This is a genomic window from Azospirillum sp. VT-I1 (genome assembly GCF_055698305.1).
In genome coordinates, this window is record NZ_CP168805.1 from 271,153 (window position 1) to 287,009 (window position 15,857).

12 protein-coding genes and 1 pseudogene are annotated in these 15,857 nt (G+C 69.9%); 5 read left to right on the forward strand and 8 right to left on the reverse strand.

All coding sequences use genetic code 11. From position 1 onward, the window contains the following. Positions 1-57 precede the first annotated feature (57 nt). Positions 58-621 (reverse strand): DUF2239 family protein, encoded by a 564-nt coding sequence (locus AB8P05_RS26975; protein WP_472761591.1) that lies wholly within the window; start codon positions 619-621, stop codon positions 58-60. A 394-nt stretch (positions 622-1,015) separates the two neighbouring features. Between AB8P05_RS26975 and AB8P05_RS26980 the strand changes: the two genes are divergently transcribed. From AB8P05_RS26980 to AB8P05_RS26990, 3 genes are all read left to right on the forward strand, one after another. Next, positions 1,016-2,272 (forward strand): aminotransferase class I/II-fold pyridoxal phosphate-dependent enzyme, encoded by a 1,257-nt coding sequence (locus AB8P05_RS26980; protein ID WP_472761592.1) that lies wholly within the window; start codon positions 1,016-1,018, stop codon positions 2,270-2,272. Positions 2,273-2,341: 69 nt separating this feature from the next. Further along, complete coding sequence (locus tag AB8P05_RS26985; protein ID WP_472761593.1) at positions 2,342-3,373, forward strand: DNA translocase FtsK 4TM domain-containing protein; 1,032 nt, start codon at positions 2,342-2,344, stop codon at positions 3,371-3,373. Further along, the gene (locus tag AB8P05_RS26990; RefSeq protein ID WP_472761594.1) at positions 3,288-4,952 is read left to right on the forward strand and encodes a DNA translocase FtsK; all 1,665 of its coding nucleotides are present in this window, start codon (positions 3,288-3,290) and stop codon (positions 4,950-4,952) included. The genes AB8P05_RS26985 and AB8P05_RS26990 overlap by 86 nt, the downstream gene beginning before the upstream one ends. A 311-nt stretch (positions 4,953-5,263) precedes the next feature. Here AB8P05_RS26990 and znuB read toward each other — a convergent pair whose 3' ends face one another. Together znuB and znuC are read right to left on the reverse strand one after the other, a co-directional pair. After that, positions 5,264-6,049, reverse strand: a complete 786-nt coding sequence (gene znuB / locus AB8P05_RS26995; protein ID WP_455175486.1) for a zinc ABC transporter permease subunit ZnuB — start codon at positions 6,047-6,049, stop codon at positions 5,264-5,266. Further along, positions 6,042-6,842 (reverse strand): zinc ABC transporter ATP-binding protein ZnuC, encoded by an 801-nt coding sequence (znuC, locus tag AB8P05_RS27000; RefSeq protein ID WP_455175487.1) that lies wholly within the window; start codon positions 6,840-6,842, stop codon positions 6,042-6,044. Before znuC ends, znuB begins: the two co-directional genes overlap by 8 nt. Before the next feature lie 89 nt (positions 6,843-6,931). Here znuC and znuA point away from each other — a divergent pair, with 89 nt between their 5' ends. Together znuA and dapB are read left to right on the forward strand one after the other, a co-directional pair. Next, the gene (gene znuA, locus AB8P05_RS27005; RefSeq protein WP_472761595.1) at positions 6,932-7,909 is read left to right on the forward strand and encodes a zinc ABC transporter substrate-binding protein ZnuA; all 978 of its coding nucleotides are present in this window, start codon (positions 6,932-6,934) and stop codon (positions 7,907-7,909) included. Positions 7,910-7,985: 76 nt separating this feature from the next. Further along, the gene (gene dapB, locus AB8P05_RS27010; protein WP_472761596.1) at positions 7,986-8,783 is read left to right on the forward strand and encodes a 4-hydroxy-tetrahydrodipicolinate reductase; all 798 of its coding nucleotides are present in this window, start codon (positions 7,986-7,988) and stop codon (positions 8,781-8,783) included. Positions 8,784-8,906: 123 nt separating this feature from the next. On the opposite strand, the pseudogene AB8P05_RS27015 reads toward dapB, so the two are convergent. From AB8P05_RS27015 to AB8P05_RS27035, 5 genes and pseudogenes are all read right to left on the reverse strand, one after another. After that, positions 8,907-10,397 (reverse strand): annotated as a pseudogene (locus AB8P05_RS27015) (HD domain-containing phosphohydrolase); the annotation flags it as partial. A gap of 83 nt (positions 10,398-10,480) precedes the next feature. Continuing rightward, the gene (locus AB8P05_RS27020) at positions 10,481-11,107 is read right to left on the reverse strand and encodes a LysE family translocator (protein ID WP_194912525.1); all 627 of its coding nucleotides are present in this window, start codon (positions 11,105-11,107) and stop codon (positions 10,481-10,483) included. Positions 11,108-11,191: 84 nt separating this feature from the next. Next, entirely contained in the window at positions 11,192-12,973 is a 1,782-nt protein-coding gene (locus AB8P05_RS27025) for a glycoside hydrolase family 17 protein (RefSeq protein WP_472761597.1), read from the reverse strand. A 374-nt stretch (positions 12,974-13,347) separates the two neighbouring features. Continuing rightward, entirely contained in the window at positions 13,348-14,121 is a 774-nt protein-coding gene (locus AB8P05_RS27030; RefSeq protein WP_014189844.1) for a ferredoxin--NADP reductase, read from the reverse strand. Between the two features lie 236 nt (positions 14,122-14,357). Next, positions 14,358-15,800 (reverse strand): helix-turn-helix domain-containing protein, encoded by a 1,443-nt coding sequence (locus tag AB8P05_RS27035; protein ID WP_472761621.1) that lies wholly within the window; start codon positions 15,798-15,800, stop codon positions 14,358-14,360. Positions 15,801-15,857: the final 57 nt, after the last annotated feature.

Here is a 15,857-nt window from a genome sequence, read left to right on the forward strand (position 1 = left end):
CCCGGGCGGGAACGGACCCCGCGGGCGCATGTCCCGCTTTCCGGCCGGCACGCTTCATCATCCGGCAAACGCATCCGCCGCCATCGCGCGGGCATAGTCGCGCAGGTCTGCCGGCCAGTCCGCCGTCAGCGCGTCGAACCGATTGCGGTCCGCGACATAGAGCGCCCGAACCGCCTCCTCGTAGCCCGGCCGGTCGCCGGCCAGTTCCAGCATGACGCGATAGGCGGCTTCCTGCGCACGGCGCACGCGGTCCTTCGCCTCGCCACCCTTGCGCGCCTCGTCGACCAGCTTGCGCAGCGCCACCGACGCCCCGCCCGGCTGGGCGTTCAGCCAGTCCCAATGGCGCGGCAGCAGCGTGACCTCGCGCGCCACCACCCCCAGCTTCGGCCGCCCCGGCCCCCGCGGCGGGGGAGACAGACGCCATGCGACCTCCGCATCGCTTCCCCGCAGGTCGAGGTCGACCCTCTTGCCGGTGGCATCGTCGAACACCAGCACCGGCGGGCCATCCGGCTCCGCGTCCAACACCGCCCGCAACGCCCGTGCAACGCTCAGCGCATCCCCGGCGGCAAGGCGGCGCTCGCCGCGAAAGGCGGTGCAGAGGGTCTCGGCAGTGACGGACATGTCGGAACTCCGGTTGTGAGACCCACGTTTTACCCGGATGAAATCCTTGAGTCAATATCATCCGGGTATAATGTAGATCGCCCTCTCCCGCCCCGGGAGAGGGAGGGGACCCGCGCCAAAGGCGTGGGGAGGGTGAGGGTGCGCCAAGAAGCCGGAAGCGCATGGTTCCTTGCTCTACCCCTCACCCTTCCCACCGCTTCGCGGTGGGCCCCTTCCCTCTCCCGGGGCGGGAGAGGGGTTTGTTGCCCCTGTGACCGTTCGGCCACCTGCTCCGCTCAAGGGTTTTGACCGCTTGTGCCCCTTGTCCGGCGCCGATAGGATCGGCCGGACATGGACGTGGCCGCCTCCCCTGGCCGGGGTATGGCGCCCAGGTGGGAAGAGGGTTCCGGTCGTCATGGTCTCTGCCGATTTCAACGTGAACAGCGGTGCCGTCTTCACCGAGGCGATCGGCAACGACCGGCTCGACCTGCTGACCGACTACCCCTTCACCCGGCTGGCCAACCTGCTGGCGCCGATCACCCCCCGCGCCAACGTCGCCCCCATCCTGCTGACGGTGGGCGAGCCGCAGCACACGCCGCCCGCCATCATCGAAGAGACGCTGCGCGCCAACGGCGCCGGCTGGAACAAGTATCCGCCGGTCGGCGGCACGCCGGAATTCCGCGCCGCCGCCGGCGACTGGCTGACCCGCCGCTACACGCTGCCGGCCGGGCTGCTGCATGCCGACAGCTCCGTCCTGCCGCTGTCCGGCACGCGCGAGGCGCTGTTCATGCTGGCCCTGCTGGCGGTGCCGACGCGCAAGGCCGGGCGCCAGCCGGCGGTGCTGATGCCCAACCCCTTCTACGCCCCCTATGAAGGCGCGGCGGTGATGGCGGGGGCGGAGCCGGTGTTCCTGTCGGCGACGCGCGAGACCGGCTTCCTGCCCGACCTCGACGCCCTGACGCCCGAGCTGCTGGAGCGCACGGCCCTCTTCTATCTCTGCACCCCCGCCAACCCGCAGGGTGCCGCCGCCACGCCGGCCTATCTCGCCAAGGCCATCGGGCTGGCGCGCCAATACGGCTTCGTGCTGGCGGTCGACGAATGCTATGCCGAGATCTGGCTGGACGCCCCGCCGGTCGGCGCGCTGCAGGTCGCGGCGGGACTGCCGCATGAGGACGGGAAGCCCTGGGCCAACCTGCTGGTCTTCCATTCCCTGTCCAAGCGGTCGAGCGCCGCCGGCCTGCGCTCCGGCTTCGTCGCCGGCGACCCGGCGCTGATCGGGCGCTTCTCCCGTCTGCGCAGCTACGGCTGTGCCGGCATGCCGCTGCCGATCCTGGCCGCCAGCACCGCCCTGTGGCGTGACGAGGCGCATGTGGAGGAGAACCGCGCCGCCTACCGCGCCAAGTTCGCGGCGGCGGAGGCGGAACTGGGCGGTCGCTACGGCTATTACCGGCCGGCCGGCGGCTTCTTCCTGTGGCTGGAGGTCGGCAACGGGGAGGAGGCCGCGAAGCGGCTGTGGGCGGAGGGCGCCGTCCGCGTGCTGCCCGGCGCCTACCTGTCGCGCAGCAACCCCGGCGAGCCGAACCCCGGCGACGCCTTCATCCGCGTGGCCCTGGTGCAGGACGCCGACACCGTCGCCCAGGCCTGCGCCGCCATCGTCCGCATTCTCGGCTGATCGGCTCCGGCCAGCCCCCGGTCCGACCAGCCTGCATCTTCGGTTTCTACAGCACGAGGTTTCCGCCCCATGGCCCGACCCGCCGGCCCCACCCCCGCGCGCCCCCGGCCCAGCCTGGGACGGACCGCCTCCAGCCCGCGCAAGGGGTCGCCCCGTGACGGCGGCAAGGAATTGGGCGCCAAGGATCCGGGGAAGGACCGCCTGCGCGCCGGCCGCAGCCGGCCGGAGAAGCCGCCCTTCTTCTCCCCGGCCATGCGCGCCTTCGTCGTCGCCCGCGCGCGCGAGGCGATGGGATTCGTGCTGGGGCTGTTCGGCCTGCTGCTGATGGTGGTGCTTGGCAGCTACGACCCGCGCGACGCCTCTCTGAACTCGGTCCCGGCCACGGCGGGCGACACCCACAATCTGTTCGGCCCGCCCGGCGCCTATGTCGCCGACCTGCTGATCCAGTCGCTGGGCTGGGCCGCCTTCGTCATCGCGCTGGTGCCGATGTTCTGGGGATGGCGGCTCGGCGCCCAGCGCAAGCTGGGGAACCCGCTGTTCCGCACCGTGCTGGCCCTGTGGGGGGTGATCCTAGTGTCGATGGCGCTGGCCGGCCTGACCGACGCCTCCACCGATCCGCTCGCCCCGCTGCCCGGCGGCAGCTTCGGCCAGATCCTGCTGCGCGGCGTCGGCAACCTGTTCGGGGCGGAGCCGATGGTGGCCACCGCCGCCGCGATCGGCGGCGGTCTGGTGCTGTTTCTGGCGGCCGGCCTGACCATCGGCGAATGGATCGCCAGCTTCCGCGCGCTCGGCCGCGGCACCGTGAACGGCGTCCACCTGATCCGCCACGGCGCCCGCAGTGGCGTCGACGCCCTGCGCCGCCACGGCCGCAACGCGGCGCAGGCCGCGGTGCAGACCGCCTCCATCGCGGTGGACGACGCGCTGCGCGGCGACGGGACGTCCAAGCGCAAGGGCCCCAGCTTCGACGATGCCGTGCGCGTGGAGCCGCTTCCCCGCCGGCCTGGATGCCGGCCCGGTGCCGCTGTCGGCCGCGCCTCCCGCCGCCGAGAAGCCGCTGCGCCCGGTTCCCATCGTCACCCCGCCGAAATCCGCCGCGGCTGAGCGCGACGCCGCCAAGACCGACCCGCGCCAGACCCGCCTGCCGCTGGGCGAGGAGGACGGTCCGCCGGGCTACGAGCTGCCCCCGCTCGACCTGCTGCAGGCGCCGCCCACCGGCATCCGCGGCGAACAGCTGGACGAGGCGGCGCTGCAGCGCAATGCCGGACAGTTGGAGGGCGTATTGGGCGATTTCGGCGTGCGCGGCGAGATCCAGAAGGTCCATCCCGGCCCGGTCGTCACCCTGTACGAGCTGGAGCCGGCCCCCGGCACCAAATCCTCCCGCGTCATCGGCCTTGCCGACGACATCGCCCGCTCGATGAGCGCGGTGTCGGTCCGCGTCGCCGTGGTGCCGGGCCGCAACGTCATCGGTGTCGAGCTGCCCAACGCCAAGCGTGAAACCGTGCTGCTGCGCGAGCTGATGGCGGCGGAAGGCTTCGACAAGCATGGCGGCAAGCTGGCGCTGGCGTTGGGCAAGGACATCGGCGGCCAGCCGGTGGTCGCCGACCTCGCCCGCTTCCCCCATCTGCTGGTCGCCGGCACCACCGGCTCGGGCAAGTCGGTGGCGATCAACACGATGATCCTGTCGCTGCTCTACCGGCTGCCGCCGGAGCGCTGCCGTTTCATCATGATCGACCCCAAGATGCTGGAACTGTCGGTCTACGAGGGCATCCCCCACCTGCTGACGCCGGTCGTCACCGATCCGAAGAAGGCGGTGGTCGCGCTGAAATGGACGGTGCGGGAGATGGAGGACCGCTACCGCAACATGTCCAAGCTGGGCGTGCGCAACATCGAGGGATACAACGCCCGCCTGCGCGAGGCGCGCGAGGGCGGCGAATCGCTGACCCGCCGCGTCCAGACCGGCTTCGACCCAGACACCGGCAAGCCGCTGTTCGAGGAGCAGCCGCTCGACCTCACCGAACTGCCCTACATCGTCGTGATCGTCGACGAGATGGCCGACCTGATGCTGGTCGCCGGCAAGGACATCGAGGCGGCGATCCAGCGGCTGGCGCAGATGGCGCGTGCCGCCGGCATCCATCTCATTATGGCGACCCAGCGCCCGTCGGTGGACGTCATCACCGGCACGATCAAGGCCAACTTCCCGACCCGGATCAGCTTCCAGGTCACCAGCAAGATCGACAGCCGCACCATCCTGGGCGAACAGGGTGCCGAACAGCTGCTGGGCCAGGGCGACATGCTCTATATGGCCGGCGGCGGCCGCATCACCCGCGTCCACGGCCCCTTCGTCTCCGACCACGAGGTCGAACAGATCGTCCGGTTCCTCAAGGCGCAGGGCGAGCCCAACTATGTCGACGCCATCCTGGAGGACGAGGAGGGCGAGGAGTCCTTCGACGACGGCGGCCTGCCCGGCACCGGCGGCGGGTCCGGCGACGACCTCTACGACAAGGCGGTGGCGGTGGTCTGCCGCGAGCGCAAGGCCTCGACCAGCTTCATCCAGCGCCAGCTGCGCATCGGCTACAACTCCGCCGCCCGCCTGATCGAGCGGATGGAGACCGAAGGGGTGGTCAGCAAGCCCAACCACTCCGGCAAACGCGAAGTGCTGGCACGCAACATCGACGAATGAGTGTTTTCGGGCTGGCCGTTGACAGCGATGGGATGCCGCACCAATATCGGGGGTAGGCAGGCCGGAGACTGGTACTCCCCGGCCCGCCCGCCCGATCTTAGTGCATCAGAAGGTCAAGCAGCCGCTTGACGATCTCCAGCACCAGGATCAGGAGAGTGAGGATCTTCTCCATCCTCCAGCCCTCCATTGGTACGGCGGCAGTGGCGGCCAGCCCGCCACTGCGTCCGCCGGCGGACTATGGCGCAGGCGAACACCGCCGCAAACGGGAAATCCACACGGCCGTATTCTTTTCCTGATTGCGGATACCGCCCTCAGCGCCGCAGCGGCACCAGCGATCCCAGCAGGAACAGCGCCGCCGCAGCCACCACCACACTCGGCCCGCCCGGCAGATCCCAGTTCAGCGACGCCAGCAGTCCGGCAACCACCGCGACAACGCCCAGGACCGAGGCCAGCGCCGCCATCCCCTCCGGCGTGCGGGCGAAGCGGCGGGCGGCGGCGGCCGGGATGATCAGCAGCGAGGTGATCAGCAGGATGCCGACGATCTTCATGGCGATGGCGATCACCAGCGCGATCAGCAGCATGAAGGCCAACCGCAGGGCGTCGACCGGCATTCCCTCCACCCGCGCCAGATCCTCGTCCACCGTCACCGCCAGCAGCCGGCGCCACAGCAGCGCCAGCCCGGTCAACGCCACCGCGCCGCCGCCGTAGATGGCCAGCAGGTCGCCGTCGGTCACCGACAGGATGTCGCCGAACAGATAGGCCATCAGATCGACGCGCAACGTCTCCAGGAAGGCCAGGGCCACCAGCCCCAGCGACAGCGACCCGTGCGACAGGATGCCCAGCAGCGTGTCCGCCGCCAGCGTCCGCCGCCGCTGCAAGGCCACCAGGGCCAGCGCCAGCGTCACGCAGACCGCCATCACCCCGACCATCGGGTTGACGCCCAGCAGGAAACCCAGCGTCACGCCGAGCAGGGCCGAATGGGCCAGCGTGTCGCCGAAATAGGCCATGCGCCGCCACACCACGAAGGACCCCAGCGGCCCGGCCAGCAGGGCGATGCCGCCGCCGGCGATCAGGGCGCGGATCACGAAATCATCCATGGCAGCAGCCCCCGTCATGGTCGGGCACGACCTTGCCGTCCTCGGCATGGGCGTGGTCGTGGTGATGGACATAGACGGCAAGGTCGCCGGCATGGCCGCCGAACAGGGCATGATATTCCGGATGCCGGCTGACATCCTCCGGCCGGCCGGAACAGCAGACATGGCCGTTCAGGCAGATCACCCGGTCGGTGCGCGCCATCACCGTGTGCAGGTCGTGGCTGACCAGCAGCACGCCGCAGCCGCGCCGCTGCCGCACCTGGGCGATGCGGTTGAACAGCTCCGCCTGCCCATGGACGTCCACCGCCTGATCCGGCTCGTCCAGCACCAGCAGGTCGGGGTCGCCCAACAGGGCGCGGGCCAGCAGCACCCGCTGCATCTCGCCGCCGGAGATGGTCTGCACCGCGGAGTCGGCAAGCCGCGCCACCCCGGCCTCCTCCAGCGCCGCCTCCACCCGGTCGGCGCTCACCGGCCGCCAGAGCTTCAGGAACCGGCGCACGGTCAGCGGCAGCGTCTGGTCCACCGACAGCTTCTGCGGCATGTAGCCGATGCGCAGGTTCGGGCGCCGCAGCACCCGCCCGCCGTCGGGCGCCACCAGTCCCAGCACGGCACGCACCAGCGTCGTCTTGCCGGCGCCGTTCGGGCCGATCAGCGTCACCACCTCCCCCGGCTGGACGGCGACGTTGACGCGGTCCAGCACGGTGCGGCGGCCGAAGCGGACGGTCAGATCCTCGGTCCAGGCGAGCGGGCCGGCGAACAGCGCGGAGGTATCACGGCTTGGATGGGGTGTTGACATGTTACGTTATAACGTGACACCAAAGTGAAACTGGCTTCCCTATGCGCTGAAACCAGCAGCCTGTCCAGCAAGTCGAGAGGATCCCTCCCATGCGCCGATCCGCGCTGTTCGCCGTCCTGATGGGCACCATGGCCGCCTTCGCCGCAACGGCGGCCCAGGCCGAGGCGCCGAAGGTGGTGGTGTCGATCAAGCCGATCCACTCCCTGGTCGCGTCGGTCATGCAGGGGGCGGGCGAGCCGACGCTGCTGGTGCGCGGCGGCGCCTCGCCGCACAGCTACTCCATGAAGCCGTCGGACGCGAAGGCGCTGTCGGCCGCCGATCTGGTGGTCTGGGTCGGGCCGGAGCTGGAGAGCTTCCTGGAAAAGCCGCTGAAGGCCAACGCGCCCAAGGCGACGCGGCTGACCCTGATGGAGCTGAAGGGCCTTACCCTGCTGGAAACCCGCGAGGGCGGCGCCTGGGAGGCCCACGACCATGGTCATGAAGGGGGTCGCAAGGGCGGCCACGATCACAAGCACGATCATAAAGGCCACGACCATGCCGAAGAGCATGAGGAGCTGAACAGCCACATCTGGCTCGATCCCGCCAACGCCCGCGCCATCGTGACCGCGACGGCGGAGGCGCTTGCCGCCAAGGACCCCGCCGGCGCCGAGGCCTACCGCACCAATGCCGACCGCACGCTGCAGCAGCTCGACGCGCTGGATGCGGAGCTGAAGGCCACGCTGGCGCCGGTGAAGGACAAGCCCTTCGTCGTCTTCCACGACGCCTACCAGTATTTCGAGGCGCGCTACGACCTGTCGGCTGTCGGCTCCATCACCGTCAGCCCGGACCGCCGCCCGTCGGCCAAGCGGCTGTCGGCGATCCGCGCCAAGATCGGCGGGCTGGGTGCGGCCTGCGTCTTCGCCGAACCGCAGTTCGAACCGGCCCTGGTCCAGACGGTGGTGGAGGGCACCAAGGCCAAGACCGGCGTGCTCGACCCCGAAGGCACCGAACTGCCGGAGGGCGTGGCGCTCTACCCCACCCTGATGCGCAACCTCGCCGCATCGCTGCGCGGCTGCCTTGGCGCTTAAGCACCGGCCGGGCCTGTGCTAAACCGCTGGGAGGGCGGGAAAGCCGGCCGGAAGAGCTGAACAGGGGATTGGCGTCATGAAGATCGGTGTCGTCGGGTGCGCGGGGCGCATGGGGCAGATGCTGGTGCGTGAGATCGCGGCGACCGCGGGCTGCACGCTGGCCGGCGGGACCGAGCGGGTGGGCGGCCCGGCGCTGGGCAAGGATCTGGGCGTGCTGGCCGGGCTGGACCCGCTGGGCGTCACCGCCATCGACGATGCGGTCGCCCTGTTCGCGGAGGCCGACGCGGTGATCGACTTCACCAGCCCCGACGCGACGGAGCGGCACGCCGCGCTGGCCGCCCAGTCGGAGACGGTGCTGGTCGTCGGCACCACCGGCCTGAACCCGGCGCAGCAGGCGGCCATCGCCACCGCGGCCACCCATACGGCCATCATCCAGTCGCCGAACATGTCGCTGGGCGTCAACCTGCTGCTGGCGCTGGTGGAGCAGGTCGCCCACACGCTGGACGACGATTTCGACATCGACATCCTGGAGATGCACCACCGCCGCAAGGTGGACGCGCCGTCGGGCACGGCGCTGGGCCTCGGCCATGCCGCGGCGGCCGGGCGCGGGGTGAAGCTGGAGGACGTCTGGCAGAAGGTCCGCGACGGCCACACCGGCGCCCGTCCGCGCGGCGAGATCGGCTTCGCCACGCTGCGCGGCGGCGACGTCATCGGCGACCACACCGTGATCTTCGCCAGCGAGGGCGAGCGGATCGAGCTGACCCACAAGGCGTCCGGCCGCCAGATCTACGCCAAGGGCGCCGTCCGCGCCGCCCTGTGGGCGCAGGACAAGACGCCGGGCCTCTACAGCATGCGGGACGTGCTGGGCCTCTGACCGTCCAGAGGGGCGGCTACACCCCGCCCCTTCCCGCGTCAGCACCGACAGGAAGGCGTCGACCACGCGCGGGTCGAAATGGCGGCCCGACTCGGCGCGCAGCAGGTCCAACACCTCGGCGATGTCCCACGCCTTCTTGTAGGGGCGGCGGTGCAGCAGCGCATCGAAGACGTCGGCGACGGCGACGATGCGCCCGGCGAGCGGGATGTCATCACCGGCCAGCCCGCGCGGATAGCCGCTGCCGTCGAACTTCTCGTGATGGCTCTCGGCGATCTCCGCCCCCATCGACAGGTAGCCGCGGCGGTCGCCGCCGCAGGCATCGCGCAGGATGCTGCCGCCGATGGACGCATGGTCGCGCATGACCGCCATTTCCGCCTCGTCCAGCCGGCCGGGCTTGCGCAGGATGGCGTCCGGAATGCCGACCTTGCCCACGTCGTGCAGCACGCTGGCCAGACCGATGGTGTCGCAGAACCAGTCGTCCAACTCGCCCGCGAAGTCGCCGCGGACCTGCAGTTCGCGCGCGATGGCCGTGGCCCAGCGGCCGAGCCGCCTCACATGGTCGCCGGTGACCTCGTCCTTGTATTCGGCCAGCTTGCCCAGCGCGTGGACGGTGGCGACCTGCGCCTCGTTCAGCCGCTCGTAGAGCCGCAGATTGTCCAGCCCGACCGCCGCCTTGGTACAGAGCAGTTCCAGCAGCGGCCGGTCGCCCTCGGCGAACGGACCGCCGAGCAGGCAGAGCGCCAGCGCCGCCGCATCGCGCCCGCGCAGCACTGCCACACCGTGGCGCGCCCCCCATCGTGTCCGCCCGTCGCTCAGCGCGGCGGCGATGTCGGCCGCGGCTTCCGCCGGCAGATCGGTCGGCAGCCCGGCCTCGGCGAGCACGGCGACGCCGCCATCCTCGCCGGTCCCGCACAGCAGGGCGGTGGTGGCGTCGGTCACCAGGGCCGACGCCCGCCCCACCAGCCCGGCCAGGAACTGGGACCGCGAGCGCAGCCCGGCCAGATGGACGGCGGCCTCCATCACCCGCTCCAGCCCCTGCCGGCCGCGTTCGATGGTCGCGATATGCTGGTAGGAGCGCAGCGCCGCCACTGCGGCGGTGTAGAGCTTCTGCGCCGTCAGCTCGCTCTTGGCCTTGTAATCGTTGATGTCGTAGGCGGCGATCACCTGCCGTTCCGGCGCCTGCCCCGGCTGGCCGGTGCGCAGGATGATGCGGACCTGCCGGTTGCCCATCTCCTCGCGGATGTGGCGGACCAGCTTCAGCCCGGCATCGTCGGTCTCCATCACCACGTCCAGCAGGATGGCGGCGATCCCCGGATTTTCGGCCAGCAGCGACCGCGCCTGCCGCGCGGTGTAGGCGGACAGGAAGCGGACCGGCCGCTCCTCGAACGTCATTTCGCCCAGCACGACGCGGGTGATGGCGTGGACCTCGTGGTCGTCGTCGACGATCAGGATCTGCCAGGGCGGATTCTGCCGGCCGCCGGCCGCATCGACGCTCTCCGCCGCGAATTCAAGGACATCGCCCGTCATGTCGCCCCTGTTGCAGCCGTCGGCCATCACCGCCCCCGCGGATCGATTCGCTTCGCCCGGCTTCGCGAAGGTTACCGGCGCGTGCATCCCCCTGTCTGTCGACAATTTTCAGAGAAGTTATCTTGCTTTGTCAACAAATCGCCGGCTGCGCGCGCGTGGAGGCACCTACGTCAGGCGGTCCGTTTCCAGGCGACGGTCAGCAGCCCGGCTCCCATCAGCAGCGACCCGCCGGTCCGGTTGACCGCGCGCTGCACCGACGGCGTCCGCACCGCGCGCCGCGCCGCCGAAGCCAGCAGGGCGTAAGCGGCGGCGTTCAGCGTGGCCAGCACCAGGAAGGTCGCCTCCATCACCACCATCTGTTCGGCCAGCGGCCGGGCGGGGTCGAGGAACTGCGGCAGGAAGGCGACGAAGAAGACGATGCTCTTGGGGTTCAGCGCGGTGACGGCATAGGTGTGCAGCATCATGCGCCAGGGCCGGACCGCCGACTCGTCGGCCACCGTCTCGGCCTCCCGGACCGGCGCCCGCCACAGCTTGATCCCGAGATAGACCAGATAGGCCGCACCGGCCCATTTCAGCAGGGTGAACAGCGCCGCCGAGGTCGACAGCAGCACCCCCAGCCCCAGCATCGAGGCGGTCATCGCGGTGAAATCGCCGAGCGCCACCCCCGCCACCGTCGCCATGGCCGATTTCCGTCCATGGCCCAGCGCATAGGACACGACGATCAGCACAGTCGGCCCCGGGATCATCAGCATGACGGCGGAGGCGGCGGCGAAGGCAAGCCAAAGGTCGGGGGACATGGGACGGGTCTCCGGTGCGGCTGGAACCCGTCCATCAATCCACAGCGCTGCGGCCGGCGCAACCGTCCCGGAGCCCGTGCGACCTCAGATCCGCCGCAGCGGACGCCGGGCGCTCCACACCCCGGCCAGGAAGGGCAGCGCCAGCAGGACCTGCAGGCCGGCCCAGCCCAGCGCTTCCCAGTTGGGCAAGGTCCAATCGACCTCGTGCAGCGCCTCCATGAAGGGAAGCTGGCCGTAGATCAGCGATTCGAGCGGGACGAAGCCCTCGGCCACCACGGTCAGCAGCGCGCCCAGCAGCAGCCCGAAGCCCAGCAGCGACTCCACCGGCATGCGGCGGACGGCGCCGCACAGGCCGCGCGGCTCGCCATCCGCGGCGGGGACCGCCGGGCGGAACAGGCTGGCGATGCCCAGCGCGTCGCGCGTCTGCGTCCCCAGCGGCCGGCGGGCGGCGCGGATCAGCCCCAGCGCCGGCAGCGCCACCGCCGGGATCAGCAGGTAGGGGTTGGGGAAGTCGCGATAGCGGCCGTCGTAAATGATGAGCAGCGACCAGACCAGCGCCGCGACACCCAGAGCCACCGCACTCAACCGCCCCACCCGCTCGGTGCGGGTCAGGGCCGGGCGGGCGTGGCGCAGGCCGACCAGCGGCTCACGCGCCAGACCGCCGCTCGCCAGCGCGCGGTGGGCGGTCAGCAGCACCGACAGCACCAGGGCGGCGGTCAGGGCCAGCATGACCACGGCCAGCGTGGTGTCCTGCCAGTAATGCTTGCCGTGCGCCGCCACGAATCCGGCGCGGACATAGAGGGTGGACAGCGCCTGCGCCAGCAGGATCAGCACCACCCAGCCGGTGCCCGGCAGATGGCGGCGGAGCCCGGCCAGCCCGCCCAGCAGCACCAGCGCGATCCCGCTGGACGCCGCGAACAGCCACGGCCAAGCGACGTTGCCCACCACCGGCCCGGCCAGCGAGAATTTCGGCGTGCGGTCGGCGTTGTAGAGGCCCCAATGGCCGCCGACGGTGCCCTCCAGCTTGGCCTTCCATTCCTGGTCGAAAGCCTCGATCACGTTGTAGTCGAAGCCCTCCTGCTCGGCCATGCGGACGAAGGCGTTGACGAACTTCGCCTTGTTGACCAGCCCCGGCACGGCGGCCCCGCGCGAGCGGCCTTGCGTCGGCCAGCCGGTCTCGCCGACCAGGATCGGCTTGCCGGGAAAGCGCTGGGCGATGGCGCGGTAGCTGTGGCGGATGCGCTCGGTGGCGCCGGCGACGCCGGCCGGCACATCCTCCCAATAGGGCAGCAGATGGATGGTCAGGTAATCGACGTGATCCGCGATCTGCGGGTATTTCAGCCACCATTCCCACACGTCGGCATAGGACACCGGCTGCTTCACCGCCGCCTTGACCCGGTAGATGTAGCCGGTCACCTGCTCCGGCGTCAGTTCGCGCCGCAGCAGCACCTCGTTGCCGACGATGACGCGGGTGATGACGTCGGGATAACGGTTGGCGAGGTCGATCAGCGAGGCGATCTCCGCCTCGTTCTTCTCGGCCTTGGAGGACAGCCACGCCCCCATGGTGACCTGCAGCCCATGCCGGCGCGCCATCTCCGGCACCACCTGCAGCCCTTCCAGCGAGGTGTAGGTGCGGATGCCCGCCACCTGCGGCGCCAATGCCGCGAGGTCCTCCTCGATCTGGGCATTGGTCGGGAAGACCTGGGTCAGCGGGCTCTGGCCGTCGCGGAAGGGGGCGAAGGACACGCTGCGCAGCTTGCCCCCCGGCGGCGGATCGAGCGGCACCGGGCGGTTCGGCAGGGACCAGACGGCGAGATTCGCGAGGCCGGCGACGAGGATCGCGGCGAGGATGAGGATCAGGCGCATGGGCGGGATGTCTACACCAAAGGCTTGACGGTTTGAACGGTGACCGTCGCACCAACAGGCCGGACGGCGATTTTATTCACCGGCTGCGGACGGAAAATGGGCGCGCCCCCAAAAGGAGGCGCGCCCAGTCGGTCAAGGATTGAGTGACGTGCCTTCGTCACAGAACGGTAAACGTGCGGGAGGGGGAGATTATTCCGCCGGGAGGGTGTGACTTTGTGGGGGCTTTGTGGGGGAAGTGCACGGCCCCCTCCCTAACCCTCCCCCGCTAACGTGGGAGAGGGAACTCCGCCGCACTTCCCGCAAAGCTCCTACCCCCTCTCCCGCGAAGCGGGGAGGGATGGGGAGGGGGCATCCGCAAGCCGACGCCCAAACCCTCACCGCTCCACGAACGCCTTCTCGATGACGAACCCGCCGGGCTCACCGTTGGTGCCCATGACGAAGCCGCGCTTTTCCATCATCGCGGTGGTCTCGGCCAGCATCGCCGGGCTGCCGCAGATCATCACGCGGTCCTTCTCGGCGTCCAGCTCCGGCAGGCCCAGATCGCTGTACAGCTTGCCGGTCTCCATCAGCGTGGTCAGGCGGCCCTGGTTGCGGAAGGGCTCGCGCGTCACGGTGGGGTAATACAGCAGCTTCTCCTTCACCTGCTCACCGAAGAACTCGTTCTCCGGCAGGCTGTGATGGATCAGGTCGTCATAGGCCAGCTCCGCCACGGTGCGGGTGCCGTGGGTCAGGATCACCCGGTCGAACTTCTCGTACATCTCCGGGTCCTTGATGATGCTGAGGAACGGCGCCAGGCCGGTGCCGGTGCTCAGCAGATACAGGTTCCGCCCGGGAAGCAGGTTGTCGGTGATGAGCGTGCCGGTCGCCTTGCGGTTCACCAGCAGCGTATCGCCTTCCTTCAGGTGCTGCAGGCGCGAGGTCAGCGGGCCGTCCTGCACCTTGATGCTGAAGAACTCCAGCGTCTCCTCGTAATGCGCGCTGACGAGGCTGTAGGCACGCAGCAGGGGCCGGCCGTCGACCTCCAGCCCGATCATGGTGAACTGCCCCGGCAGGAAGCGGAAGGACGGATCGCGCGTGGTGGTGAAGCTGAACAGCGTGTCGGTCCAGTGGTGAACGGTCAGCACGCGCTCTTTGATCAAGTTGCTCATGGGGGCGTTCCAAAACCTGTCGAGGCCAACTCCGTTGGCACTGTTCTAGCCATTGTCCGGGACGCTGCATCAGGTGGCCGGTGCGCAGACACGCAAGCGGAGCTGCCGCGACGCAACGGCCGAAACCTATCAACAAACCCGGTCGAAGGCCACGGATTTATACCAGTCAAATGACGGGCTTTCCGGCAAACAACACAAACATCGCCGTACAACATTGATCCCGGTCAATCGCCGCCCTACTCCGCGCTGGGCGGCGCGAACAGGTAGGGCGAGAGGCCGCGCAGGTTCTCGTCGACGATAAGGCGATGATTCAGCGGCGGAAATGCCCGCTGGGAGCAGTCCAGCCGCGGGCAGAGCCGGCAATTCACGCCGATCGGCGTCGCCGCATCGGTGTTGGACAGGTCGAACCCGTCCGCATAGGTGACCTGAGCCGCATGCTGGACGTCGCAGCCGAGAGCGACGGCGAATTGCTGCGGCGGGCTGCGGTGGCCGCCGCCGGCCTTCACCACCGTGCGCGCGATGGAGAAGTAGGCGGTGCCGTCCGGCATCTCCGCCATCTGGCTGTGGATCTTGCCCGGCGTGCGGAACGCCTCGTAGACGATCCAGCGCGGGCAGCCGCCGCCGAAGCGGGCGAAATGGAAGCCGGCGCCGGAAAAGCGCTTCGACACGTTGCCGGCGCTGTCCACCCGCATGAAGAAGAAGGGCACGCCCTTGGCCCCCGACCGGTGCAAGGTGGTCAGCCGGTGGCAGACCTGCTCGAAGGACGCGTCGAAGCGCCGGCGCAGAATCTCGATGTCGTAGCGCAGCTGGGTCGCCGCCTCGTGGAAGCGGGCATAGGGCATCAGCACCGCCGCGGCGAAATAATTGGCCAGCCCGATGCGGGCAAGCCGCCGCGCCTCGTCGCCCGACAGGTTGGCGGACTCGACGATGCCGTTCAGCAGGTCGCGGTGGCGCAGCAGCGCGATCTGGCAGGCCAGCTGGAAGGTGCGGCCCGACGGCGCCAGCATTTCCGACAGCAGGATGCGCCGGCTGTGGCGGTCGAAGCGGCGCACGGCATAGCCCATCACCTCCGACGGCAGCAGGCGGACACGCACGCTGTGCTGGGTGTTCAGCCAGTCGACCAGCCCGCGATAGAGGTCGCCGCGCTCCAGCTTGCCGTCCTGCCACAGGCTTTCGGCCGCCGCCTCCAGATCAGGGAAATGGTTGGAATGGGTCTGGAACAGGTCGCGCACCTCGTCCTGCGGGAAGCCGGCGCTCTGCACCAGATGCAGCTTCTCGCGGTCGGCCACCCGCTCCGCCAATGCCTGCAGGTCGTCGCGCGCGCCGCGGAAGCCGCGATAGAGCGCCACCACCGCCTGACCCAGCGTCGGCGCCACCGCCGCCAGTTCGCGGAAATCCTGGTTCTTGATGTCGGAACCGTCGAACAGCGGATCGGCGAACACCTCGCGCAGGCCGGCCACCAGCCGGCTTTCCTCATCCTCGGCAAAAGCCTGGAGGTCGACGCCGAACTGCTGGCCCAGCTTCAGCAGCAGCGGCACCGTGACCGGGCGCTGGTTGTGCTCGATCAGGTTCAGATAGCTGGGGGAGATGCCCAGCTGCTCCGCCATCTGGGCCTGGGTCAGGCCGTGGTCGCGGCGCAGGCGGCGGACCTTCGGACCCAGCATCGCCTTCTTTTCCATGGTCGCCACGGCATGCCCTTCAGCTTTACAAGATTTACGGATTTACAGGATTGTGAA

Excerpts from the sequence above, each read along its gene's own strand:
- AB8P05_RS26975 (WP_472761591.1), bottom strand. The coding sequence starts at position 621 with ATGTCCGTCACTGCCGAGACCCTCTGCACCGCCTTTCGCGGCGAGCGC.
- AB8P05_RS26980 (WP_472761592.1), top strand. The coding sequence starts at position 1,016 with ATGGTCTCTGCCGATTTCAACGTGAACAGCGGTGCCGTCTTCACCGAG.
- AB8P05_RS26985 (WP_472761593.1), top strand. The coding sequence starts at position 2,342 with ATGGCCCGACCCGCCGGCCCCACCCCCGCGCGCCCCCGGCCCAGCCTG.
- znuB (WP_455175486.1), bottom strand. The coding sequence starts at position 6,049 with ATGGATGATTTCGTGATCCGCGCCCTGATCGCCGGCGGCGGCATCGCC.
- znuC (WP_455175487.1), bottom strand. The coding sequence starts at position 6,842 with ATGTCAACACCCCATCCAAGCCGTGATACCTCCGCGCTGTTCGCCGGC.
- znuA (WP_472761595.1), top strand. The coding sequence starts at position 6,932 with ATGCGCCGATCCGCGCTGTTCGCCGTCCTGATGGGCACCATGGCCGCC.
- dapB (WP_472761596.1), top strand. The coding sequence starts at position 7,986 with ATGAAGATCGGTGTCGTCGGGTGCGCGGGGCGCATGGGGCAGATGCTG.
- AB8P05_RS27020 (WP_194912525.1), bottom strand. The coding sequence starts at position 11,107 with ATGTCCCCCGACCTTTGGCTTGCCTTCGCCGCCGCCTCCGCCGTCATG.
- AB8P05_RS27025 (WP_472761597.1), bottom strand. The coding sequence starts at position 12,973 with ATGCGCCTGATCCTCATCCTCGCCGCGATCCTCGTCGCCGGCCTCGCG.
- AB8P05_RS27030 (WP_014189844.1), bottom strand. The coding sequence starts at position 14,121 with ATGAGCAACTTGATCAAAGAGCGCGTGCTGACCGTTCACCACTGGACC.
- AB8P05_RS27035 (WP_472761621.1), bottom strand. The coding sequence starts at position 15,800 with ATGGAAAAGAAGGCGATGCTGGGTCCGAAGGTCCGCCGCCTGCGCCGC.